Source organism: Dasania sp. GY-MA-18, from assembly GCF_024734385.1.
GTDB classification, from domain to species: Bacteria; Pseudomonadota; Gammaproteobacteria; order Pseudomonadales; family Dasaniaceae; genus Dasania; species Dasania phycosphaerae.
The window spans coordinates 59222-82859 of record NZ_JANHAP010000004.1; the positions used below are offsets into that span (position 1 = coordinate 59222).

A 23638-nucleotide genomic window follows, 5' to 3' on the forward strand; every position below is an offset into this window, starting at 1 on the left:
TGACAGCACCCTATAGGCTAGCCTTGGACACCGGCCTACGCCGGTGTGACCAGCGAGTAGCGTGTATTAACATTGCAGCATGTTTTCTACTCGCCGCTTTCAACTCCATATTTAATGTACTGCCGCCATTAACTCACAACAACACCAAATGATTAGGCAATTCATTTTTTTCTGCTGTGGCAGGGGCGTACTGCTTTAACAATGCACCACATTGTTCTATACAGCTGATAAACCCCTGCTGAGTATTACCGGCTTTAACCTGCGCAGTAAAAGCATCAATAATTTGCTGCCACTGTTTATCGTCTACCTGCTGCGCTATACCTCTATCGGCCAGTATTTCTACATAATGTTCAGCCTCGGAAACAAACACCAGCACCCCTGTTTCGCCTTTGGTGTGGTGCAAGTTATTATCCAAAAACTGCCGCCTGGCTAAACTGGAGGCACGCCACTGCTGTACTGACTTAGGCACTAAGCGCATTTTTATAAACGGTATACGAAAGACTAAAGCTGCGCAGGCAAAAGTCAGCCACTGAGCTTTGAGTAAATCTATGCCGTCCAACCACAGCGGTGTAAAGCGCAATAACACCGGCACTAATAAAGCGAGTAGCGCCGCCCACAAGGTGGGGATGTAGTAGTAATTGTCGGCCTGCTTAGCTAATACCGTGACTAACTCGGCATCGGTTTGCTGCTCTACTTGCTGTATCGCTGCGCTAATTTGCGCCAGTTGTTGTTCATTTAATGCTTTCATTACCAACCTCCCGACGCACCGCCGCCACCAAAACCACCACCGCCGCCAGAAAATCCGCCGCCGCCAAAGCCGCCGCCTCCTCTGTAACCACCACCAAAGCCGCCACTACCGTAATGGCTGCCATAGCGGCTGCTACTCATGCCGGTAGGTCGCATCATGCCTAACATAGGGCCGGCAATAATCAATAAGAAAATCAGCATCCAAAGTTTATCGGATTTTTTGCCGCTGCCTGCGCGTTTATTCATCACATACTTGCCTCCCAGGGCCTCAATAATGGCTTGCGCCCCCGCTTGTATGCCGCCGGGAAAATCACCTGTTTTGAATGCGGGCCTGATAATGCTGTAGATAATATTAGAGCTTATGGCATCGGTAAGCTGGCCCTCTAAGCCATAACCCACCTCTATACGTATCTTGCGCTCTTGCTGCGCGACGATTAGCAGCACGCCATTATTTTTATCTTTTTGGCCTATGCCCCAATGCCTAGCCAGCTGATAGCCAAAGCTTTCTATATCGTAGCCCTGTAGGTTGGGCAGGGTTACCACGACTACTTGGTTGCCATCGGCGTTTTCATGAGCCGTTAATAAGCTAGTTAAGCGCTGCTCATCGTCGGGGCTAAGTAGCTCGGCATTATCCACTACTCTGCCGGTCAATTTAGGGTAACTGATTTCTGCTAAGGCCAGAGTGCTTATCAACTGCGCAAGCGAAATCAGCGCGAGGTATTTGATGGACTTATAAATCCACATTAAAAGTTAACCTCGGGGGCTTGTTCAGCAGTTTCGTTGGTAGCCTGGTAGGTTTCACGTATGGGCATATCGCTGTATAAAAAGCTGTGCCATAAACGGCCGGGGAAGGTGCGGATTTCGGTATTGTATTTACCGACCGCCGCTATGTAATCACGGCGCGCCACACTGATACGATTTTCAGTACCCTCTAATTGCGACTGCAACGCTAAAAAGTTTTGATTGGCTTTTAAATCAGGATAACGCTCTACCACCACCATTAAACGGCTTAACGCGCTGCTTAACTGGCCCTGTGCTTGTTCAAATTGCTGCAAGGCTTGCGGGTTGTTAAGCACATCGGCATTGACCTGCATGCTACCCACTTTGGCTCTGGCCTCAACCACCGCCTGTAAGGTTTCGGTTTCATGAGCGGCATAGCCCTTTACCGTGGCTACTAGATTGGGCACTAAATCGGCGCGGCGTTGGTATTGGTTTTCTACCTGCGCCCAGCTGGCTTTTACCTGCTCATCAAAGGTGGGGATATTGTTAATACCACAGCCACTGAGTGCAATCATCATTAATAAGGCTATAAAACTTTGTTTTACAGTTTGTGTGTTCATGTGTGGTGCTCGCTATTCGCATGTGAATAAAAAACTATGTGGCACTACCTGCTTAACCAGTGTAGCTAAATGGCTAAACTAAATCTAAGCTTAATCGATACCGCCTTTATAAATCACAAACATAATACGCTATGCTTAAGCACTCTGTTAACCACATGATCAAACAGTGGCCTATATAATGACAATAAAAAAACACTGCCTCTTTATTTCGGCGCTTATTTGCCAAAACATGGCCTATGCCACTCCCTTGGAAGAAATAATTGTCACTGCTCAGAAACGCCCGGTCGCTATGCAGAAACTCGGCCTAAGCATGCAGGCCATTAGCGGCGAGCAGCTTACCGCCCAACGCATAGGCAGCGCCAGGGATATACTCAGCCAGTTAAGCAATGTTAGCCTCAATGAGGTCAACCCGGTTAATACGGGCTTTACCTTACGTGGCGTGGGCACTAATAATTTTCATGGCAACGTCAGCCGAGCGGTGGCAATTTACCAAGATGAAATAGTGGTCAACCACCCTTATAGTGGTGTTATCAGCTTATTTGATATGCAGCGGGTAGAGGTACTGCGCGGCCCGCAAAATGCCCTGTTTGGCCGCAATGCCATAGGGGGTGCGATTAATTATATTAGCGCTAGCCCTAAAACTGGCGCTGCGCCACAAGGCTATATCAACGCCAGCGTGGGTGAGTACGGTTTATTTGCCAGCCAAGGGGCTTTAGGCTTTACCCTTAACGATGAGCATGCCATGCGGCTAGCCTATGCCAGCGAGCAGCGCGATGGCCTGTTTCGCAACCAAGCCCCCGGCAGAGTTGGAGAAAAATTAGGCGGCGTCGATAAACAGGCCTGGCGCGCACAATGGCTAAGCGAGCCCAGCCCCCACACCGCAATACTGGTTAATTGGCATGGCAGCCGCATGCAGGGCTTAGGTATGGGCAATAAGGCCATAGGCCTAAGAGACCCAAACGATGCTAGCAGCCCCTGCTCAGCTGCCGAGCTTAGCCAACCCGATTTTGAAAGCCGGGTGAATTGTGTCAGCGCTAGCGGCAGTAATCCCTCCACCGATGATTGGCATACGCTGTATGACGTTTCACCCGCCAAGCAAGATATCGCCAGCCAAGGCGGCTATATCAAAGTAGTACATGATTGGCCGACTATGACCCTAACCAGCATCAGCGCCCTCGATAAAACCGAGGTAGAATTTTCTGAAGATTTAGCCGGTGACAGCAGCCTGCGTATGATTGCCTTTCAAGATTCCGAATTTGAGCAAATCAGCCAAGAGCTGCGCCTAGCTAGCAGCCACGAGCAAGCTTGGCAGTGGTTGATAGGTTTGAATTATTTTAAAGAAGACATCTTACAGGCCACTAATGTACGCAGAGTTATTATTGCCAATAACGCGCCAATTACCGCCTCTAATATTCTTGATCAAGATAATGAAGAATACGCACTATTTGGCCAACTCGATTACCATATCAACCCAAAAACGACTTGGCATATAGGCTTGCGTTATAGCCATGATGAAAAATTAGCTGATTCGCGCTTTGGCTTAGTGCTTACCCCCGAAGCCTTATACCCCGCCGACACATTTATTAGCCAAGCACTGGTACAAGAACTTAGCGGCCCCAATCCCGCCGCCTGCCAACCCGGGCTGTTGCCTTGTGTATTTATGCTCAATAATCTTAAACAACGCTTAGAGGAACTCGGCGGCAATATCAGCGTAGACCATCAATATAAAGACAATATTTTGCTCTATAGCAGCTATGGTCATGGCTATAAATCTGGCGGTTTTGATACCCGCGCCTTAGCGGCTTTTGCCGGTACCGCCAACACCCCGGTAGAGCCAGAATACTTAGACTCCATAGAATTTGGTTTTAAAGCCAACTCAGTTGATCAACAGTTGGCCATTAACGGCGCGCTGTTTTATTACCTATGGCAGGATTTACAAACCTTTGATGTGGTTAACGGCAGCCCGGGTTTTGTAAACATTCCCAAAAGCATTATCTATGGCTTAGAGCTGGAGAGCAGCTGGCAGGCACCTGCGCAGTGGTTAATACAAGGCTCCATAGGCTGGTTACACAGCGAAATTAAAGATGCAGGCCAGCTCAGCAATATAGATAAAGGCCACGAATTACAAAACACCCCAGAGCTAAGTTTTACTGGCGCTATCACTAAAACCATTAACGGCCATTATGGCGAGTGGCAAATTAGAGGCGAGAGCCGCTATGTTAGCAGCCAACTTGATAGCTTGAAGTTTTCCAACGACCTATTTAGCAAACGAGACAGCCAGCTTTACTTTAACCTTAGCACTAGCTTTAGCCCCTATAACACAGGGCTAAGAGTCAGTTTATGGGCCGATAATATCAGCGAAGAAAAAACCTGCATACAGCAAAGCAGCTTGGATAACCCGTTAGTGGCCAGCCCCACCGATCTGAGCTCTACCCTCACCTGCGGCCCTAGCTCTGGCCAGCGCTTAGTGGGCATGAGTATTTATTATGAACAATAACAAACTAGCCCACCCTTCAATATGAAAAGCCTTAACAACAAACTAATACTCGATAAACATAAAATTATTATCGGCACCGCCTTGGCGTGGGCAGGCATACACATTATCACTATGGTAGCCCGCTCCATTAAATTGGGTGTAGGCCATGTTTTTACTATCAGTCCTCTATCGGTACTGTTCTGCCTGGGTTTGTGCTACGCCTTAAAAAAAGGCGCTGCTGAAAAACTAATTGCCACGCTACTGCTAATCAATATAGCGGCCGTGCTGTTGTTATTCGCCTATAACTCCGCGGGCTTTAAAGGCCCGGTTATTTACTTGATTGCCATCTTGCCTTTAATGGCATTTTTATTAATCGACCAAAAATCAGGCTGGATATTTTCTTTTTTAACCATAAGCTGCTTCGCTATATTTGCTTATCTAAATGTTCAGGCCTACCCCTTTCCGGAACCCAAATTACAAGGCAACGCTTTATATATAGGGAGGGCCGTGTCCATCTCATTTTTGGTTTTTATTATTAGCTGGGTAGGTTGGTTATATCAAAAAACCTATCTGCAATTTATAGAGTCTATAGAAAATAAAAATAAAGAGCTGATTACAAAAGATCACTATAAGTCTCAGTTTATCTCCCATATATCTCATGAATTTAGAACCCCACTCAACGCTATTATAGGCTTTTCGAAAAAGTTGCTATCACTAAAAGACCAACAAGAAAGCAACCGAGAAATAGAGGCGCTTAAAGCCATTAATAGAGGCGGTAAAAACTTGCTTAATATGGTCAATAACTCTTTGGATTTAGCGCAAATAGAGTCAGGCGAGCTGACATGTATCAAGTCGCCACAAAATATCAGGCAATTAATTAATGAAACCATCAATGACATAGAGATTTTGGCTGAGCAAAAAAAACTCACCCTGCTTATTCATGACAGTAGCTATGATGAGTTAAAGATCAACGCCGACCCGCTTAAAATAAAACAAGTGTTAAATAATCTAATCGCCAATGCCATTAAATACACTGAACAAGGCGGAATCACAATCACACTGGGGAAAACCACTTTGGGCCCGCAAGCTAATCATGACTTTATCACTATAGCGATTAGCGATACGGGTTCCGGCATAGAGGCCAATGAGCTAGACTCACTGTTTAGTCGCTTTACTCGTTTAAAAAAACATGCCAATAGCGCCATAGACGGTGCGGGCCTAGGCTTGAGCATTGCCCATGAACTGGTCAAGCTACATCAGGGATTTATCGAGGTTGAGAGCCGGGTCAATAGAGGCAGTTGCTTCACAATATTTTTGCCACTAATAAATAGCAAGGAGCTGTAATGCTGAGTATTTTGCTGGTTGAGGACAACAAGGAAAACCAACTGCTAGCGTCTTGGATTATTGAAGATGCGGGCTACGCCCTGGACATAGCCGATTCCGCCGAAGCAGGCCTACAACAGATGAGCCTTAAACATTACGACCTAGTATTAATGGATATATCTCTACCCGGTATGAGCGGTAAAGACGCGGTTAGGCTAATACGCAAAAACCCAAAACTAAAACACATACCGGTAATCGCGGTAACTGCTCATAGCGCCCAAACAGAGCTTAATGAAATTAACCAGTGCGGCTTTTCAGCGGTGCAGTTCAAGCCTTTAGATGAAAATTTATTGCTGCAAGCGATTAAACAAGCAACAGCAAGTTAACTTTAACACTACTAGGAATGCACTTATGGCCTACCTCTTCTTGAGCACGGCCTACAAACCCTAAGCACCTTGCTAAATTATTATTTATCGCAAGGTCTAGTCACTGTTTTTTTGAACCTAATTTTAGGAATAATCATCGGGGCAGTTACTGCAACCATACTCAGCTTATGGCCGAACTCAAACGCTAAACCTTAAAATAACACGCTGTACTAATAAGCCAGTACCGCTTTAATCATCTCTATGTGATTATGCAGCCAGCGTTGGTTTACCGGCCCCCAGTCACTAATGCGGTAGTGGCCACTTTTATTAGCACCTACAAATTCACAATGTATATCTATTTCAGCTAAAGCCGCGACAGTATCTTGTGCAGTACGCCTGGGCATACCGGTATGGGCAGTAATGGCCGGCACCGTAGCTATGCCGTTTTCAATTAAATAAGCCACATATAAACGACGATAAAAACTGGTTTTGGTTTTACTGTGTGTCATGCTATGCCCTTAATGGCAAACCTATTTACATTGTTAATGTTTAAACGAACCATGGTTAAACACTGGCGAACTGCTATGCTGTAAATGGCCCGTTATACAATAAAAACTGATTTAAGGAACCACTATGCCCTATTCGCCAGACATTATTGCCGAACTTAATATATTGGCTCAGTTTAATTTACACTCTAACCAAGAGGGAATTAAAGTTCACTCTTCAGCAGGCCCAGAGGCCATTGCCGCCACTCAGCGTTTATATGCCAAGGGCCTAATTAGCCAAGCCGATGGCGGTTATTTAACTAGCTTGGGGCTAACCGCCAGTGAACATACACAAAACTTATTACAGATTTTAAAACCCGAATAAATCCCGCAATAGTTATTTTTGCACTGACTCCTTGTTAAATCTCTGTTCCCAAAAGTCAGCATTTTTTATACCCAAAGCTTTGGGGTTAAAGGTATAGGCTTTAACCCCTTGTTTTTTCTGACGCTCATAATCTCTTAGCGCTTGCATTGCGGGCTTAGCCATAAAGAAAATAATAAGAATGCCCACTATGTTCAGCCACGCCATTAAGCCCACCCCAACATCGCCTAAGGCCCATGCCAAATTAGCCGTTCTAACCGTGCCATAAAAAGTGGATGCCACAACCACAAATTTCAACACAGTTTTCAAACCTTTGAGTTTTAAATGGCGCTGCAAATAACTGACATTGGTTTCAGCGATATAGTAATACGCCAAAATAGTGGTAAACGAAAAGAAAAATAATGCCATCGCCACAAAGGGGTTACCCACACCAGGGAACATACTTTCTACCGCTGTTTGGGTATAGGCGGGGCTATTGGCAGCAATATCAATGGCAATATTAGTTACTAACATCATATCGCCAGCACCGTGCACATTATAAGCACCGGTAATTAAGATCATAAAGGCGGTTGCCGAACAAACAAATAAAGTATCTATATATACAGCAAAGGCCTGCACCAAACCCTGCTGCGCAGGATGTTGTACCTCTGCCGCGGCGGCAGCATGTGGGCCCATGCCTTGACCGGCCTCATTGGAATACACACCGCGCTTTACCCCCCAACCTATGGCTGCACCCACCCCTGCCATGGGGGTAAAGGCATCGCTAACAATCATACTGAAGATGGCAGGTAGCTTCTCTATATTGAGTCCTATAATCATACAGGCGATAACAATATAGCTGAGCGCCATAAATGGCACTACCACTTGGGTGAAGTGAGCGATACGTTTAACGCCACCAAAAATAATAAAACCCAACATCAGCACTATCAGCACACCAGTTAAACTTTTAGCGATGCTGAGGTCCCCCATAAAAGTACTAATGGTCTGGCCAGACCCAAAAGCAATATCTATAGCATTACCAATGCTGTTGGATTGCACCCCGGGTAATAACACGCCGCAGGCTATGATGGTGACTATGGCAAAAATCCAGGCATACCAGGTTTGGCCCATGGCTTTTTCTATATAGTAGGCGGGGCCGCCGCGGTACTGGCCCTCAAACTCTTCTTTATAAATCTGCCCTAAAGTACACTCTATATAAGAAGTAGCAGCGCCTAAAAAAGCCACCATCCACATCCAAAATACTGCGCCCGGGCCACCAAAACCTATAGCGGCGGCCACACCGGCAATATTACCTGTGCCGACCCTACCCGATAACGATACTGTTAAGGCTTGAAAGGATGATATACCCCGCTTAGAACTGTGCCCGGCCACTAGCAAGCGCAACATTTCTCCAAACTGCCGCACCTGCACAAAGCGTGTTAATACAGAAAAAAATAAACCTGCCCCCAGGCAAAGATAGATTAGTGCCGGGCTCCAAATAATAGTATTGAGCCCATCAACATAATTTTGCATACGGTTTCCAGTAGGTATCGTTGTTATTATTTTTCAGCTGGCACAGCTAGTACTTCGCGCAGTACGACGCTATGCAAGCGCATAAAGCCACTAGCGAGCAAGTTTATCAGTACTGGCCAGCCATCACTACCGGCTAGCGCCAGCCTAGATGGCTATGCTTCCTCATAATAGCTTAAGGCTGACTTTCCGCCTGCTCTATGGCTAGGCGGCAATGCTTTAAGGCCTGGCCTATATATTTTTCGACACTGGATACCGACACCTGCTTGGCAGCGGCGATTTCGCTGTAGCTATAGCCCTTAATACGCTGCCATAGCAGGGCCTGACTGCAATTTATAGGCAAGGCACTGAGCGCTTGGGTGAGCGCCTGCAGCTGCTTTTCTAGCTCTAATTGCCGCTCTGGGGTACGGCAATCCAGCGGCTCTATAGCCTCGCTGTCGGCAAACTTATGATATTCACCGTTAACATAATTGCGGTGTATGGTTTTTTGCCGCAGCTGATCTACCAATAAATTGGATGCGGTTTGATATAAATACGCGCTGGGCGTACGCAGCTCGCCTTTATCGATTAAGGGCTGCACCCGCATAAATGCGACCTGCGCTATATCTTCGGCATCCTCTCTAGCTTGGCCTTTGGCCATTAAAAAGCCTACCAGCTTATCGCGCTGCTCGCGGTATAAATCACTAAAAGCAGAACCTAGGGCTGGTGAGTTGAGTTGATAAATCACCGTAATGGCGACGGAAGGGTTATGACTAGGTTGTGAGTTTATCGCGTCCTGCGGCATGCACTGCTTTTGATTCGCTACTGCCATGGATAGACCTATTATTGTTGTTTTATCTAAGGTTTAAAATCACAACAAAGTCTACGGCTAGCGTTTGCCAGTATGAATGTGCAATCTGGCTGTTTTCTTTACAAATAGTTTGCAAATAGGCAAGCCCACCAGCAATTTGCCAAGCACCGACAAAAATGACAACTTAGCCGCTTTTAGCAGCATTTTTGGCCTTTATTCAGCCACAATGTCATGTCATTATGGCCAGCGCCGATAATAATAATGAACAAATCCCAGGGATTTCTATGCCTCATGCCAATCATGAAAGTGCCTTGCAGCTGCTGAACAGCCAGCAATTTGCCGAAGCCGAAAGCTTGTTACGCAAGCACCTACAGCTACACAGTGATGACCATATCGCCCTCACACTGTTGGGCCATAGTTTGATTAAGCAGCAACGCCTGGCGGGCGCTATACAACTATTTAAACGGGTGTGCGAACTTAAGCCCAACCTAGCCGATGCCTATGGCAATTTAGGCTTGGCCCTGCAACAGCAGCAAGACTTTAGCCAGGCCATTGCGATGCTAAAAAAAGCCGTAGCGCTGGATGACAATTACCACGACGCTTGGAATGCCTTGGGCAATCTATTGATGCATACCGGCCAGCAACAGGAAGGCGCAGCGGCACTGATACGCGCCGAACAAACCGACCCCTTTGCCCCTGCTATGGAGGCCGTCGCGCAAGCCATGAGCAAACAAGACTATGCTCAAGCCGAAGCGGGCTGCCGTGAAATTTTACAGCGCCACGGCCACCACCCCGGTGCCATTGCCATACTGGCGCAGCTGGCTACCCAGCAAAAGCAATGGGCTGCCGCCGAGCAAATGCTGCAACATGCTTTGGACTACTCACCGTTTAACCTGGGCTTGTGGCATAAACTAGCCGAGGTGTCCTCCCATGCGGGCAAGCATGAGCAGCGCGTATACGCCGCCCAACAATGCGTGAATATCGCCCCAGACCAAGCCCATTTAGCATCCATACTGGGCAGCAGCTTGGCTCACGCAGGTAAATACCAGCAAGCCTTGGACGCCTACGAGCGCGCCGCCCAGCTAGACCCCGCCGATGCCAATATACAAATACAACGTGGCCATATACTTAAAACCCTAGGCCGGCGCGAACAGGCCATACAAGCGTTTCGCCATAGCATCGCGCTAAGAGAGCAAAACGGCGTAGCCTATTGGGCGCTGGCAGATTTTAAAAACTTTGATTTTAACGCTGACGATATCGCTGCCATGCAAGCTATAGCCAAGGACGAAACCGCCGCTGCGGAACATCGCTCGCAAGCAGGCTTCGCCCTGGCCAATGCCTTAGAGCGCCAAGCAGACTACGCGGCAGCCTTTGAACACTACCTGCAAGCCAATAAGCTGCGCCCCAATGCAGACTTTGATGCCCAGCAATTGCAAAAACACGCAGCCGAAGGCCGCGAACTATTTGGCCGGGCGCTATTACAAAATAAAACCAGCCTAAGCCCCAACGGCCCACGGCCAATTTTTATCGTAGGCTTACCCCGCTCGGGCTCTACTTTGATAGAACAAATTCTTGCCAGCCACTCCGCTATAGAAGGCACTATGGAACTGCCTAACTTACCGCGAGTGATGGAAACCCTTTATCAAGACAGCCGCCAAAGCGGTATGAGCATAGAGCAGTTTTTTGAGCGCATACCCGCCGAAAACCTAAGCGCTTATGGCCAAAAATATTTAGATGACACCGCCATTTTTAGAAACGGCGCGCCCTATTTTATAGACAAGCTGCCCCCCAATTTTCGTTTAGTCGGTTTTATACACCTTATTTTACCCGAGGCGATTATTATTGATGCCAGACGCCACCCCTTAGACGCTGGCCTAAGCGCCTTTAAGCAACACTTTGCTGCGGGCCATGAATTTAGTTACGACCTGCACAACATAGGCGCTTACTACAATGAATATTTAAAGATGATGGATCACTGGGACCAGGTGTTACCCGGTAAAGTACTGTGCCAACACTACAGTGAGATGATTAATAACACCGAACAAAGTGTTAGGCGCTTATTACAGCATTGCGGGCTGGAGTTTGAAGCGGCCTGCCTAGACTTTCACAAAAACACCCGCGCTGTACACACCGCCAGTAGCGAACAGGTAAGGCAGCCCATCTATAAAACCGGCGTAGGCCATTGGCAAAACTTTGAACCTTGGCTGGGGCCTTTACTCGATAGCCTAGGCGAAGAAACCCTGGCTAGATTTGAATAGCTCAATAAAAAAACGGCGAGCAATGCTCGCCGTTTTAATTCAGCTTTAGTTAGTAAGTAAAGTCTAAACGTACGGTAAAGGTACGCTCATCACCGTAGTACACATATTGCTCCAGCCCTGCATCAGGGCTGTTTAAACGTGAACGCTTGTACTCGGTATATTCCTCATTGAATAAATTACTTACATACATGCTTATGGTCGCATTTTCATTGGCACTGATAGAACCCGACAGATCCCAAGTAGTATAGGAATCGGACTCATCTTGTTCCAGTGCTCTAAAATGTGATTTATAGGCACCATAACCCGTAGCGGCTAAGCGTAGGCTGGCATCTTTACCGTAGGCGGAAAACTCATAGTCTAATGCCGCATACCAGTTATACTCTGGCACCATGGTCATCTCATCACCTTTCTCCGCAGCTAACCAAGGTGCATCCGCGGTTAATTTTGAATCGGTTTGTGAGTAATTGAAGGTACCCGTAAGCTGCTCGGAGATAACATAAGTTGTTTCAATTTCGAAACCTTCAGACCTGGCCTGGGCAGCATTACCGTAATATGAAAAACCACAGGTAGCCATATAAACATCTGTCTGCACATCGTCCCAATCTATTCTATAGATTGCAGCGCTAACACTTAGACGCTTATCTAGAAACAAACCCTTAAGGCCCAGCTCTTGGTTTTCTATAGAATCACTGTCATACACGGGCTTAAAGTACTGGGCAACAGGATCATTCCTGCAGCTTTGCGGCACGTTAGATAAACTACTACCACCAGGACGATAACCTTCTGAATATAAGTAATAAACAGATATATCTTCTTCAGGACGATACGAGACGCTGTATTTTTGTCGATTACCATCAGCGCTGTCTTGATTGGAAGTTAGGGCTACATCCTCACCTACCCAAATACCTGATTCAATAAACTGCTCATCCCATTCAAAATCAAAAAAGCGAACACCACCGGTGAATTCCCACTCACCTATAGAGGTGTTTAGGGTATAGGTTAATTCACCAAATAAAGCGGTTTCCTTAAGCTCATTTTTAATGGTGTTGATGTTATAGTTTTTAGTGGGGTCGCCATATAAGGACTGGCCTAACTGATCAATAGTCTGGGGGTTGCCATTGGCGTCATCCCAAATATAACCCCAATAATTACTGCCCCATATGGCTGAAGCTATAGCTAAAGCTTCGGGGCTACCCTCATGATATTGAAACTGCTGATCGGGCGTTTTGCCTAACTTACTTTCATCATAGTAAAAGCCCACCGTCCAATCTATGGGGCTATCTTGATTTATGGATTGAAAGCGTAGCTCATGAGTAATGCGCTCGCCGGCAGGCATGTCTGCACCGGTATCATCATCAAAATCGTGATTAATAATCCAGGTTTTTACCAAATCGCCAGTATCGCTGCGGCTCCAATTATCCAAGCTTTGATCTTTTTTATCGCGCCATGACCCCACATAAGTCAAAGCAGCTATATCGGCAATATTGTCGTGGGTAAAATGGATATTAATCATATCCACTTCATCCTCTTCCCATTCGTCTACCCTTTCCCAAATAGTGAATTTATCGGGCTGGCCGCGGCCTAAAGTCGATGGTTGACGACAATCTGGCCGCGATTGACCCGCCTCGCAACTGCCCCCGTAATAGTCTATAGCCACATCGTAACCACTCATAGCGGCGGGGTTAGGAGTAAGCTCGGCGGTGTAATAATTTGCTGGCGCAGATGCATCGGCATACTCATAACCTTCGGTATACTCCTCTGAATGGGTGTAACCAACAATTAGCTGAGCCTCCTCACTGATGTTCCAAAGCAATTGCGCCCGCAACCAACTATCTTCCTCGTAGCCCGTATTACCGGTGGCGGCATTTTCGATTTTTCCCGGTTCATAGCTGGCATTAGCAACTATGCGCATGGCAACATCATCACTTAAAGGCACGTTCACACCTAAGTAAGCGCGATTACCGGTACCCTCAACATTTTTCTCTTTGCTTACCTGTATAGAGCCAAAAATTTCAAAGGCCTCAGTAGAAGGCTTATTAGTAATAACCTGTACTGTGCCACCTATAGCATTGGAGCCCCACAATGTCCCTTGCGGGCCGCGTAAGACCTCCACTCTCTCTGTGTCGTAAAGGTCGCCAAAATCAAAGGGCACACCATCATAGAACGTTGAGGTAGTGCCGGGGGAGCTGTCATTACCGCCACTTAACCCCCTTAAAATAAGTTGCGACCCCGTTGTTGCACCACCCGCAACCGTGCGGAAAAAATCTTCTTTATTGATTAGGTTGCGTTTTTGTATCTCGGCTTGACCAATGGTGCTTATATTCATGGGCACCTCTATCAGCGTTTCATCTCTTTTGCGCGCCGATACGATTACTTCTTCCAGCTGCATTTTTTTATCTTCTGCAAAGCTGGGCAAGCTAGCCCCGCCCGTGGCCACCAAACTGCCAGCTATCACGGCGCGTATCGCCGTGGTTAATTTCGGTGCATTCATGTATGTCCCCTTGTTACTATTTTTATAGGATTATGTGTTGGAGCCCCTAGCTCCTATCCATCCCTTAGATATTCAGCACAATCGCTGAGCGAAACAGGGGCTCCTTAGCTACATGACGAGCAGGATTTAAAACACCGTAAAAATCTTTTTAAGCAGGGAGGCAAACATCTGTAAGCCCACTAAAACCGGGCATAGTAGAAAATGAAATAACAAGCCGAAAAGCTATGCCAAATAAAAATGGCACGGCGTAGTCATTACATTGGCTAAATAAAGAAGGGGGAAAGCGCCTTATTAAACCTGGTTAATAAGGCACAAAATCCAAGGAGTAATTAACGGTGGTGGCCAAGACTTTTTCGGCACCAAAGTTAATCAGCCTAAGCCGGGATAGAATTTTTTTATTGAGCGCATCATCCCCCAGCTCACTGGAGACCAGTTTGATGGCAGTGATTTGGCCGCTGGGGGCTATCACCATTTCAAACACAAAGCGGCCTTGCAGGCTGGGGTCTGACCTTAGCGCGCGGTTATATATAGAGAAGATACGGCTTTTGTTTTTATCCATCACCCGCCGTATAGACTCATCGCTGCGGCCAGAGGCTTGCACCGCACCCGCTTGCGCCTGTTCGCTAACGGCTACCGCATCGGCATTGTCCACCTTGGTAGTTTCACGCCCCGATAAAGCGGCACCGCCGGTGTTGCGGCTGAGCTTGGCGGTGGCTATGCCACCACTGCCCTGCGCAGCCTTGCCGGTAATCACCGAGCGCTCTACTTTGGCGGCACTTTGTTCGCCGCTACTTACGGGCGTATTGTTAAGGTTTTGCACGTCTAAGCTGTCGCGCATATCCATTAAGTCATCTTGAAAGGCCAGCAGGCCCGACACCTGGGCTTGCTCGCGGGCTTTTTTAACCTCGTCCACTACCTTGGTTTTTAATTGGGGCTTTTCTTTAGGCAGCTCTTTAGGTTTGGTTTTGGGCTGCTCTTTTTTAGGCTCAGGTTTTTTCGGTTTAGGTGGCGGGGGCGGCGGTGGAGGCAGCTCCTTTTTTTCCATAATCACTTGCGCTAGCTGTGGTGGCAGTGCCTCTTTTTTCTCGCGGCTAATTTCTTTTACCGGCATAAAGGGCACGATAATCGCCACTAGGCATAAAGCAATCAAACCATTGCGTACAAAGCGCTTAAAGCGGGCATCATCGGCCTCGGTGGCCGACCAGGGTAGCTGTAGCTCTGGGCCTCTCATTAGGGCTGCAGTCATCTAACCCTCCACCGTGCTGTTTTCAACAGCCGCAGGGGCAATATGGTTAACAGCCAGGTTAATATCGCGGTAATCATTAGCCGAGCAGGTAGTCATGATTTTTTTTAGCAAGCTATAGGGCATGCCCTCGTCGCCCATAATAATCACGGCGCGGCCCAGTTTTTTCTCGCGCTCGCTTAAGTTAGCACGGCGCTGTGCTTGATATTGCAGCTCTTTTGCCAGGGCTGTGATGGTGGCTTCATTAATGCTGTCATCGGCATTAAAGGCGGCGCCCAAGCGCTGGCCTTGCATAATTATGTCTTTATCGCTGATTTTAATGGTGAGGCTAAGCTCGGGTTTTTTCTCGGCCACAGATTCAGGCAGGCTGATGTTTTTATCGCTGGACAGCACTTCTACATCGCCGCTGTTAACCATCAGGAAGAACACCAGAATGGTGAATATATCCATTAGCGATACTAGGTTTAATTTAGGCTGGCCACTGTGGCGCTTGTGGTTGCGGGCCATGCGCTTGGCGCGTAGTGAGCTTTTCATGATTCGGCTCCTACGGCTTTACTGGTATCTGTATTAGCTGGCGCATCCCCAAAGGAAATATCCGGAAACAAAGCTGCATCCACTACCGAGGCAGCGACTACCGCCTGATAAGAGCGCACGGTATCCATAGCGCTGATGATGGTTTGGTAGTCGGTATCGGACTCAGACAATATGGTGATATTTTTTTTCTCTATGCCTTTTTCAAGCAGCCTGCGCTTTACCTCCTGCAAGGTAAGGCTAAGCAGAGCAAAGTCGTGCTGCTTTTCTTCGGCTTCGTCGTCTACAGCTTTTTTATAGATAGTTTTAACCGGCACCCCTTGCGGGAAATTAACCAGTAAATAATCCTGCCGTATCACTAGCTCTACTTGGTGGTTTTTTTCATAATTGGCCGCCTCATTCAAAGCGGACTCCGGCAACTTAACATCCACCACCGTAATTTGTGAAAACACCATGCCCAACAACAGCACCGGCACCAGCACTATCATCAGGTTCATAAAGGCTGTGATATCGAGATCGGCATCGTCGATTTTTTTGCGCCTGAATTTTCTCATCATGAAAAACTCTTTTAGTCAGGCTTATTTATTATCGGCTTGGCGGGTGCGTACCACTTGTTTGTTGCCCAGGGCGTTTAACACTTTCACCCCGGCCATTTCTAAACTATCGACTATCTCTGAAGTTTTGGTTTGCAATAAGCTGTGAAACAACAATAAGGGTATCGCCGAGATCAAACCAAAGGCGGTGGTATTCATGGCCACCGAAATACTGTTGGATAATAAGGTCGCTTTTTCGGCGGGGTCGGCATTGGCCACCGCACTAAAGGCTGCGATCAAACCTATGATGGTACCTAATAAACCCAACAGCGTTGAAATATTAGCCAGCGTTGCCAAATAGGGTGTGCGCTTTTCTAAGCGAGGTAAGGCTTCCATGATGCCCTCTTCCATGGCGTACTCTACATCGTCGCGGCGGTTGCTGGTGCTAAAGCGGGCCAGGCCTGCGCCTACGATTCTATACATAGGTATGCTGGAGCGAGTAGAGCCCTCCACGATTTTAGCGTACTCACCCTTGTTTAAAGCGGGCAATAGCTGATCAAAGGCTTTTTTATTGGCCCCTTTGGCGGCGGTTAGCACTAACCAGCGCTCTATTGCTATAGCCACACCTATGACTAACACCACGGCTATAGGGTACATAAAGGCCCCGCCAGTCTGAAAAAAACGCAAAATTGTATCTAACATATCCATGATCAATCCTATTATGACTATCGCTGTAGCAAAAGAAGGGTAAAAAGTGAGGCGCTAGCTTTTTACGCTTTTATTATTAAATTATTAAAAATGCGGTCGCAAAACACCACCGCTGTTTGTTAAAACTGCTAACCCTATGGCATTTTAAGGGCTTTTAGCGGCGGCTTTGTCGGCTAATTGCTGTTTAAAGCGCAGCTCGCGTAAAAACTCTTCTCTATCTATGCGGCTAAACACATCGCTGGTAATGCCCTGCATAGGCTGATAATTAAGCTGCACTCTATCGGCTTTTTGCCAGGGCATAATATATAACACTTTCGGTTGCTCCTGGTTACCTTTGACGGTGCTTTGTAAGGTAACCACCGGCTGCTGAGCCAATGCCGACAAAGGCAACAGCAGCGCACACAATACTATCGCTGGATAATTTTTCATCCGGCAGCCTCCTGTTTTTGTAGTCGCCGCTCTACATCAATCACCCAACCCTGCACCTGTTTATAGGCCTTATCGGGGCTAAAGTCGGGCTGGGCTTGCTCGCGCAACTGTAAATACTGCTGATAATGCTGCTTGGCATCGGCTAAGCGCCCCATGTATAACTCATATAAAATGCCTAGGTTACGGTGGCTATCGGCATCATACTGCCATACCGCTATGGCTTTTTGATAATAGTTTTCGGCATCACTAAAACGGCCCTGCTGCCTAAGAAAAATAGCGTAGCGGTTGTAGGCGCTTAAATTATTTTTATTGACTTGTATAGCCTTGCGGTAATACTGCTCGGCCTGTTTCGGCTGGCCCTGTTGCTCGGCCACTATGGCCAGGTTTAATACTGGCCCTGAGTACTCGGGGTAGTGTGCAACTATCCACTGCAAATGCTGTTCAGCCTGCTGCCACTGTTCAGCCGCCATAGCCTCACGGGCAGCGGCGTAAACTTTTTTGGCCTCGCTGGCGGCAGGCTTGGCCTGTTGTTGATAAGGGCTGATTAGGGGTTGGGCTGCGGCCTGCTCTGTATTGGCCCCGGGGCTGACCTCTGAACTAGTCCCAGCCTGCTCTGTTAGCGAGCTACAAGCCGACAGCAGTATAAGCAGCGCTAAGCCGCAATAGTGAGAGTAGTTAGCCATTAGTGTATTGCCTCCATTAAATATTCTACGCTTTCTTCCTTGTTGTAACGGGCGGGCAATAGTTGTTTTAATGCGCTAAAGCTTTCTTTTACCCAGTCATCGTAGACACCGTTCCAGCTATTTTCTATGTTTTGCTCGTGTATGGCTATGGCTTTTTCTTCAAAGGGGTAGGCTTGTTCTTCCAATAGAATTTCGTATTGCTCTAACGCCAGCTCATCCAAATTACCGGGGCGCTCTGAATTAATTAAGTCACGACTAAGCTGACCATACACTGCCGCTAAACGGTATAGCGATAAGGTAGCAAAGTCGGCCACGCCATAGCTTGCCGTTTGCTGGTAACGCTCTAGTGCCAGATTTAGGGCCTTTTTCTTTTTTTGTAGCGAACGTTTAATGGGCAGGGTGAGCTTGATAGATTTAAAGGCTTGATAGGCATCATCGGCAAACACACTGGAGGCCATGGCCGCTAAATAACGTGAACGCTCGCTGCGCTGCTGTTGATCCGCTTTTATTATGCGCTTTAACCAAAAGCGGCGCTTGCTATCCTCACCTGCTGCCAAATACAAGTCATTAAGTTTGTTCATGGCTTCTAAATTAATAGCAACAGGTTGCTTATACCCGTGGGCATAGTCGCGGTAATGGCTGATGGCCTGGCTGGCATTGCCCGCTTTTTCGTATAGCTCTGCCGTTAAAAACAGTAGCTGGGCTTTTTGCGCTGGGTCTTGTTCGTTGTGATAAACCACGGCTAATTCATCGGCGGCCAAGCCCCACTGCTCAGTCTCTTGATAGATAACCGCCAGGGTCGCGCCCATGCTTGCGGTTAAAGAGTGCTGGGGGTAGCGCTGGCGAAAGTCCAGTAATAGTGCGGCGGCTTTATCCCAGTCCTTAATTGCATAGTAACTATTGGCGGCATCATATTGGGCGTTAAGCCTTATGCTGCTATCGGGCGCTTTAGCCATCACCCGGCTAAAATGCTGTGCTGCGATTAAATGCTGATTAGCGGCCAAGGCTTGCTCGCCCTGCTTGTAAATACTGGCGGCATAGCGCTCGTTGAGATCTTTAAGGCGTTTATCCTTGGTGGGTAATAATGCCAGCACTTCGCTATAGCTGGTTTCAGCATAAAAATAATCTTGGGTATCAAATGCACTTTGCGCTATCACCAGCCATGCGGAAATGACTAAATGCTTATCGCTGCTTGCTTGATAAAGTCTGTTGCCCGGCGTCAGCGCTAAGGCGGTATTGATTGCTTGTTGATGCTGCCCCAAAGCCAGCTGCGCCTGAGCGCTGTTAATTTGTATAGCTGGGCTGCGAGTATCGCTGGGGAAGGCTTGCGTAAAACGCAGGCTGCTATCAATTTTTGCTTGCGCGATAGCCTGCTGTGTAAGCGCGTAGCTCTCATCGTCCGATGCGGGCAGCGGTAATTTGTCATAGGCCAGTATGGCGGCATAGCCCGCCTCTGCAGCTTTATCGCTGTGGCTATAGTGATAGGCTACACGCTCATAGCTGTCTATGGACGCCTGATAATTACCAGACTCGTAGTAGGCCTCGGCCAATAAAAACAACATATCTGCAGCACGCTCATGGCGCGGGAAGCTCTCTACAAATAAGTCGTAGTAGTGAGCTGCGGTTTGATAATCTTGCTGCTCTTGCGCCTGCTGCTTGCTGTCGGCCTGTTGCGCCAGTGTGTGATAGTAAGAGGCCAGCTCGGTCATATAGTTTTGCAGTTTGTCATCAATGGCGTTTTTAATAGCGCCACTGCGGCTTTGCCAGTAACCACCCGCGTGTTGGTTATCGCCCACAAAATTAATTTTGCCCTGTAATACCTCTTGCCTAAAACCACCCTGCTGATACACCTCTATTTGGGCAATTTGATATTGGTAACGCTGATCCGCCTGGGGGTAACGTTCCACAAAAGCCTGATAGCTGTCGGCACTGTCTTTATAGCGCTGCAGGTTTAAATAATAACTGGCCAGGCTTTGGTATAGCTGCGCGGCATAATGGCGCTCACCCATACGGTCTAAGGTTTCGTTTAAGCTTTGTACGCCCTCTAGGGTAGAAAAACTCACGCTTAACATGCGCAGGCTGTCATTGACCATCTCTTGGTCGCCGCGCTCCCGGGCTATCCCCTCACCGGCATACTGCAGCATTAAATCCAGCGTTAAAACAAAGTTTTCTATAGCATCATCATAATGCGCTGACTTAAAGCGCGACCACGCCAACATATAGTGGGCGTTTTGATAATACAGGCCTTCGCCTCTGGCAATCACATTGCTATAGCCTTGAGCTGCCGCTTGATATTTGCCCGCCGAAAAATTACTTTCCGCTAAACGAAATTGTGACTCCACATAACGTGACGAGTCTTGGTGCTCAACTACCAAGCCATTTAAAATGGCCAGGGACTTTTCTTGCTCGCCGTTCATTTCATAGGCACGGGCCAGCTGGTATAAATGCTGATCGCGCTTAGCATCCTGCGGGTTATCTGCCAATAGGCTTTCATAGGCGGCAATAGTAGCGGCAAATAATTTTTGCTCACTGCTTGTGCTTTGCGCTAGCAAGGCTTCGCTGCGCTGCATTTCTATACCTGCCAAACGGCTATTAACTTGCCGTTTCACTTCGCGGTCGTCACTGGCCTGTAGCGCAGCTAAATATAGCTCACGTAATTCCTCAAGATTGGCGCTAGGTAATTGTTGGCTTTTGACTGGTAAATAGGCAGGTTGCAAATCGGCTAAGGTAGCAATTTGTTCAGCCTGCTCACCGCCAAACATAGAGCAGGCCGAGAGGCTAATACTGAGCGCCAGCAGCGTGGCTTTATTCATTGCTCTATTCACTACTCTATTCATTGCTCGCCCCCGACTGCGCGGCGGGCTGTTGCTGGCTACCCAAATCGTAAAGTCGTGCGATGGCTAAGGTGGCCCTGGCTAAATACTGTTGTAACTGCTGTTTTTGCTGCGCCAATTCGGTGATGGCCAGCTGCCTAATGCTATCGCTGGTTTTGCCAAGCTGAGTATCAATTTGTGCTTGCTGCTGGGCCAAGCGTTGTTGCAGTTGCTGTAACCTAGGGCGAAATGGCGATACCGCTTTTTCACCCACCGCTGCCTGTAAATGCACAATAGTGCTTTGCGTTGCGCTTAGGTGTTGATCCAACAGCGTTAACTGTTTGCTTAACTGCCAGCGATTATCGGCATAGCGCTCCTCTGTGCGCCACGACAAAACATCCTCGTAACGGCTAAGTAATTCACGTTCTACGCTAACATCCTGCCCTTGTTGGCTTAACTGCGCTATACGCTGATAGGCTCGGTCTACGATTTGCCACAATTCAAAATCATCCCCCTGGGCAACACTGCGCGCAGGATCAATAGTTTCGGCTTGTTGGATTTTTTCCGCCAAGCTATTACGCAAGGCTAATAATTGTTGATAGTGTGTTTGATAATTTTTTAATTGCCCACCCTCGGTAAGCTGCTGCCAGTAGTGTTGTTGTTCGCCATCTACCGCCAATAAATTCTCATGCCTTTTTTGCAACTGCAATACATGCTTTTTAAGTACGCTTAAATCGTAGTAGTCACGCAAGTTTGCTTGAAAACTATGCTTGGCGATTAAATGGGTAAGGTAAATACTGTTATTGCTAATAGGCGGCAACTCACGCTTGGACAACCAGCTTTTATTTAACCCCGTTAGTGAAAACAACTGCTCTAGTGGCTGCCCGCTAAACTGGCCTATCGCCGCATCTAATTGCTGAATTTCTTGTTGATACGCTTGCGCGGCCTGCTGGTATTCGCTTAAAGCCTCACTTAAGCCGCCCAGTTTTTCATAGGCATAGGGCAGTGCCAACATAACCTCTTGCACGGAAGGTAATAGCAGCGACTGTTTTCTTAAAGCCTGCCAAGGGGCCAGTGCCTGCGGGTAATTTTCGCGCTCACTTTCTGCCAGGCCATAACCTAATAAAGCCTTATCCACTACCAAGCTGTTTAAGCTGACCCGCCTAAAGGCTTTAACCGCATTAACATAATCTTGCTTCGCCATATAGGCGTAGCCTGCGGCGGTATTGGCTTTATCTTTTAGTGCCTGTTCGCCCTTGTGGTTTTGCATTAGGGTATGGGTTTGTTCATAAGCCGCTATGGCCGCTGGCCACTGCTGCTGCGCTGCGTAACTAGAGCCCAGATTAAAATAATAATAGGGCCAATAAATGGAGTGCTCTGGCACCGCCAACATACTTTGCCGCGCTAACTTAGGCTCACCCAAGGCTAGCAACATGGTGGCTTGTAAATAATGGGCTTGTATTTGTAACGGCGCGGGCTGTTCGCTGGTAAATAAACCGCTGGTTTTTACCGGGCTGATATAACTTAGCGCGTTTATGGCTCTAGCATAATCACCTTGTTGGTAAATGAGTTTACCCAAATAAAACCAAGCTTTATTTTTTTGCGCCTCACTTAATGTTATTGCATCGCGGTGTTGGCTTTGGCCACTTAACAACTGGCTAAAAATGGCTTCGGCCTGTCTATCCAAACCGTAGGACAAGCTAATGCCGCCCTTTAATAATTCGGCATTGCTTTGGTGATTGGGCAAAGCCTGTAAATGCTGCGCCGATATCAACTCTAGTAGCGCATTAAAATAGTCTTCTTGATAGAAATGGTACAGGGCTACGCCATAGCGCAAGTCTTTAACCGTTTCAGCTTGCAGGGAAAAAGGCAGCGACAATAAAATACCGGCCGCGCAGTAGCGAGCGGTTTTAGCCCATTGCTGTACTGTTGCCCATCGCTGGGCCAGGGAAATTATGTTCAAGGATTTAACTACCACTCTTTGACAACAAATTCCGGTTGCTGCAAGGCGGTGGAATCAATAATTTTTAGCTCTAGGTGTTTGGCGTCGCTGTCTTTAGTAAAAGTAATATCAGTGGCGCGTCTAAAGTTTTCACCTTGAGGGCCAAAGCCAGTAAACACCGCCACTACCTCGTGCTCACCACTGCGCACATTGCCTTGGTATAAACGCTGTATGGCTCCACGGCGCAGGGCATCTACCTGGCTGTCGGTGTATAAATAAGAGGACACCATTTCGCCATCAACCATTAATTTAACCGCATCCAGCTTAAAGTATTGCCCCACATCTAAAGACACATAAACCGACAGCTGCGTTTCTGCGGGGAATAATAATTCTTCTTCTAAAATAAACAGGTCTTTGTTGAGTTCTAACACCTGCTCTTTAATGCTTTGCACGTCATCAACCAACGCCTGCTCTGGCTGGGCGCTGGCGCTGCCAGCCGCGAACAGAATAAAGCTAAACAGCCAGCAAGCACTGGCTTTGCTGGCTGTTTTGCCAAATAAAACATTGAACATAGGATATAAACCTTGTTT

General features: G+C 47.5%; 21 protein-coding genes. 5 read left to right on the forward strand and 16 right to left on the reverse strand.

The features are described 5' to 3' along the window. Positions 1-133: 133 nt before the first annotated feature. The 3 genes from NO559_RS06180 to NO559_RS06190 are packed head-to-tail and all read right to left on the reverse strand — an operon-like array spanning position 134 to position 2087. Positions 134-748 carry a TPM domain-containing protein gene (locus NO559_RS06180; RefSeq protein ID WP_258330933.1) on the reverse strand — a complete coding sequence of 205 codons (615 nt, stop codon included), beginning with the start codon at positions 746-748 and terminating at the stop codon, positions 134-136. Continuing rightward, positions 748-1491, reverse strand: coding sequence for a YgcG family protein (locus tag NO559_RS06185; protein ID WP_258330934.1), 744 nt, complete (start codon positions 1489-1491; stop codon positions 748-750). Before NO559_RS06185 ends, NO559_RS06180 begins: the two co-directional genes overlap by 1 nt. Continuing rightward, complete coding sequence (locus NO559_RS06190; RefSeq protein WP_258330935.1) at positions 1491-2087, reverse strand: LemA family protein; 597 nt, start codon at positions 2085-2087, stop codon at positions 1491-1493. Before NO559_RS06190 ends, NO559_RS06185 begins: the two co-directional genes overlap by 1 nt. Positions 2088-2265: 178 nt before the next feature. On the opposite strand from NO559_RS06190, the gene NO559_RS06195 reads away from it, so the two are divergent. From NO559_RS06195 to NO559_RS06205, 3 genes are read left to right on the forward strand one after another with little or no spacing between them, the layout of a single operon-like run. Beyond that, positions 2266-4584, forward strand: a complete 2319-nt coding sequence (locus NO559_RS06195; RefSeq protein ID WP_258330936.1) for a TonB-dependent receptor — start codon at positions 2266-2268, stop codon at positions 4582-4584. 21 nt (positions 4585-4605) lie between these two features. Further along, positions 4606-5907 carry a sensor histidine kinase KdpD gene (locus NO559_RS06200; protein WP_258330937.1) on the forward strand — a complete coding sequence of 434 codons (1302 nt, stop codon included), beginning with the start codon at positions 4606-4608 and terminating at the stop codon, positions 5905-5907. Then, a complete protein-coding gene (locus NO559_RS06205; protein ID WP_258330938.1) occupies positions 5907-6272 on the forward strand; it encodes a response regulator in 366 nt (121 codons plus the stop codon). Before NO559_RS06200 ends, NO559_RS06205 begins: the two co-directional genes overlap by 1 nt. A gap of 209 nt (positions 6273-6481) precedes the next feature. On the opposite strand, the gene NO559_RS06210 is transcribed toward NO559_RS06205, so the two are convergent. After that, entirely contained in the window at positions 6482-6760 is a 279-nt protein-coding gene (locus tag NO559_RS06210) for a winged helix-turn-helix domain-containing protein (RefSeq protein WP_258330939.1), read from the reverse strand. Positions 6761-6884: 124 nt separating this feature from the next. Here NO559_RS06210 and NO559_RS06215 point away from each other — a divergent pair, with 124 nt between their 5' ends. Then, positions 6885-7121, forward strand: coding sequence for a TIGR02647 family protein (locus NO559_RS06215; RefSeq protein ID WP_258330940.1), 237 nt, complete (start codon positions 6885-6887; stop codon positions 7119-7121). A gap of 12 nt (positions 7122-7133) precedes the next feature. Here the strand turns inward: NO559_RS06215 and NO559_RS06220 are convergent, their stop codons facing one another. Together NO559_RS06220 and NO559_RS06225 are read right to left on the reverse strand one after the other, a co-directional pair. Next, positions 7134-8630, reverse strand: coding sequence for a sodium:alanine symporter family protein (locus NO559_RS06220; protein WP_258330941.1), 1497 nt, complete (start codon positions 8628-8630; stop codon positions 7134-7136). 172 nt (positions 8631-8802) lie between these two features. Next, complete coding sequence (locus NO559_RS06225; protein ID WP_258330942.1) at positions 8803-9438, reverse strand: RNA polymerase sigma factor; 636 nt, start codon at positions 9436-9438, stop codon at positions 8803-8805. Between the two features lie 185 nt (positions 9439-9623). Between NO559_RS06225 and NO559_RS06230 the strand changes: the two genes are divergently transcribed. Continuing rightward, a complete protein-coding gene (locus NO559_RS06230) occupies positions 9624-11675 on the forward strand; it encodes a tetratricopeptide repeat-containing sulfotransferase family protein (RefSeq protein WP_258330943.1) in 2052 nt (683 codons plus the stop codon). Between the two features lie 49 nt (positions 11676-11724). Here the strand turns inward: NO559_RS06230 and NO559_RS06235 are convergent, their stop codons facing one another. The 10 genes from NO559_RS06235 to NO559_RS06280 all read right to left on the reverse strand — a co-directional run bounded on the left by NO559_RS06235 (position 11725) and on the right by NO559_RS06280 (position 23620). Beyond that, positions 11725-14166 (reverse strand): TonB-dependent receptor, encoded by a 2442-nt coding sequence (locus tag NO559_RS06235; protein ID WP_258330944.1) that lies wholly within the window; start codon positions 14164-14166, stop codon positions 11725-11727. A gap of 301 nt (positions 14167-14467) precedes the next feature. Next, the gene (locus NO559_RS06240) at positions 14468-15412 is read right to left on the reverse strand and encodes an AgmX/PglI C-terminal domain-containing protein (RefSeq protein WP_258330945.1); all 945 of its coding nucleotides are present in this window, start codon (positions 15410-15412) and stop codon (positions 14468-14470) included. Next, positions 15413-15943 (reverse strand): biopolymer transporter ExbD, encoded by a 531-nt coding sequence (locus NO559_RS06245; RefSeq protein WP_258330946.1) that lies wholly within the window; start codon positions 15941-15943, stop codon positions 15413-15415. Continuing rightward, complete coding sequence (locus tag NO559_RS06250; RefSeq protein WP_258331128.1) at positions 15940-16494, reverse strand: biopolymer transporter ExbD; 555 nt, start codon at positions 16492-16494, stop codon at positions 15940-15942. Before NO559_RS06250 ends, NO559_RS06245 begins: the two co-directional genes overlap by 4 nt. Positions 16495-16518: 24 nt before the next feature. Continuing rightward, positions 16519-17181 (reverse strand): MotA/TolQ/ExbB proton channel family protein, encoded by a 663-nt coding sequence (locus NO559_RS06255; protein WP_258330947.1) that lies wholly within the window; start codon positions 17179-17181, stop codon positions 16519-16521. 144 nt (positions 17182-17325) lie between these two features. Beyond that, positions 17326-17610, reverse strand: coding sequence for a hypothetical protein (locus NO559_RS06260; protein WP_258330948.1), 285 nt, complete (start codon positions 17608-17610; stop codon positions 17326-17328). Next, positions 17607-18293, reverse strand: a complete 687-nt coding sequence (locus tag NO559_RS06265; protein ID WP_258330949.1) for a tetratricopeptide repeat protein — start codon at positions 18291-18293, stop codon at positions 17607-17609. Before NO559_RS06265 ends, NO559_RS06260 begins: the two co-directional genes overlap by 4 nt. Then, the gene (locus NO559_RS06270) at positions 18293-21130 is read right to left on the reverse strand and encodes a tetratricopeptide repeat protein (protein WP_258330950.1); all 2838 of its coding nucleotides are present in this window, start codon (positions 21128-21130) and stop codon (positions 18293-18295) included. Before NO559_RS06270 ends, NO559_RS06265 begins: the two co-directional genes overlap by 1 nt. Then, the gene (locus tag NO559_RS06275) at positions 21123-23069 is read right to left on the reverse strand and encodes a lipopolysaccharide assembly protein LapB (protein WP_258330951.1); all 1947 of its coding nucleotides are present in this window, start codon (positions 23067-23069) and stop codon (positions 21123-21125) included. Before NO559_RS06275 ends, NO559_RS06270 begins: the two co-directional genes overlap by 8 nt. A gap of 8 nt (positions 23070-23077) precedes the next feature. After that, positions 23078-23620, reverse strand: coding sequence for an AraC family transcriptional regulator (locus NO559_RS06280; protein ID WP_258330952.1), 543 nt, complete (start codon positions 23618-23620; stop codon positions 23078-23080). Between the last annotated feature and the right edge of the window lie 18 nt (positions 23621-23638).

Bases quoted from the DNA above. Each gene is read 5' to 3' on its own strand.
- NO559_RS06180 (WP_258330933.1), bottom strand. From the start codon at position 748: ATGAAAGCATTAAATGAACAACAACTGGCGCAAATTAGCGCAGCGATA.
- NO559_RS06185 (WP_258330934.1), bottom strand. From the start codon at position 1,491: ATGTGGATTTATAAGTCCATCAAATACCTCGCGCTGATTTCGCTTGCG.
- NO559_RS06190 (WP_258330935.1), bottom strand. From the start codon at position 2,087: ATGAACACACAAACTGTAAAACAAAGTTTTATAGCCTTATTAATGATG.
- NO559_RS06195 (WP_258330936.1), top strand. From the start codon at position 2,266: ATGACAATAAAAAAACACTGCCTCTTTATTTCGGCGCTTATTTGCCAA.
- NO559_RS06200 (WP_258330937.1), top strand. From the start codon at position 4,606: ATGAAAAGCCTTAACAACAAACTAATACTCGATAAACATAAAATTATT.
- NO559_RS06205 (WP_258330938.1), top strand. From the start codon at position 5,907: ATGCTGAGTATTTTGCTGGTTGAGGACAACAAGGAAAACCAACTGCTA.
- NO559_RS06210 (WP_258330939.1), bottom strand. From the start codon at position 6,760: ATGACACACAGTAAAACCAAAACCAGTTTTTATCGTCGTTTATATGTG.
- NO559_RS06215 (WP_258330940.1), top strand. From the start codon at position 6,885: ATGCCCTATTCGCCAGACATTATTGCCGAACTTAATATATTGGCTCAG.
- NO559_RS06220 (WP_258330941.1), bottom strand. From the start codon at position 8,630: ATGCAAAATTATGTTGATGGGCTCAATACTATTATTTGGAGCCCGGCA.
- NO559_RS06225 (WP_258330942.1), bottom strand. From the start codon at position 9,438: ATGGCAGTAGCGAATCAAAAGCAGTGCATGCCGCAGGACGCGATAAAC.
- NO559_RS06235 (WP_258330944.1), bottom strand. From the start codon at position 14,166: ATGAATGCACCGAAATTAACCACGGCGATACGCGCCGTGATAGCTGGC.
- NO559_RS06240 (WP_258330945.1), bottom strand. From the start codon at position 15,412: ATGACTGCAGCCCTAATGAGAGGCCCAGAGCTACAGCTACCCTGGTCG.
- NO559_RS06245 (WP_258330946.1), bottom strand. From the start codon at position 15,943: ATGAAAAGCTCACTACGCGCCAAGCGCATGGCCCGCAACCACAAGCGC.
- NO559_RS06250 (WP_258331128.1), bottom strand. From the start codon at position 16,494: ATGAGAAAATTCAGGCGCAAAAAAATCGACGATGCCGATCTCGATATC.
- NO559_RS06255 (WP_258330947.1), bottom strand. From the start codon at position 17,181: ATGGATATGTTAGATACAATTTTGCGTTTTTTTCAGACTGGCGGGGCC.
- NO559_RS06260 (WP_258330948.1), bottom strand. From the start codon at position 17,610: ATGAAAAATTATCCAGCGATAGTATTGTGTGCGCTGCTGTTGCCTTTG.
- NO559_RS06265 (WP_258330949.1), bottom strand. From the start codon at position 18,293: ATGGCTAACTACTCTCACTATTGCGGCTTAGCGCTGCTTATACTGCTG.
- NO559_RS06270 (WP_258330950.1), bottom strand. From the start codon at position 21,130: ATGAATAGAGTAGTGAATAGAGCAATGAATAAAGCCACGCTGCTGGCG.
- NO559_RS06280 (WP_258330952.1), bottom strand. From the start codon at position 23,620: ATGTTCAATGTTTTATTTGGCAAAACAGCCAGCAAAGCCAGTGCTTGC.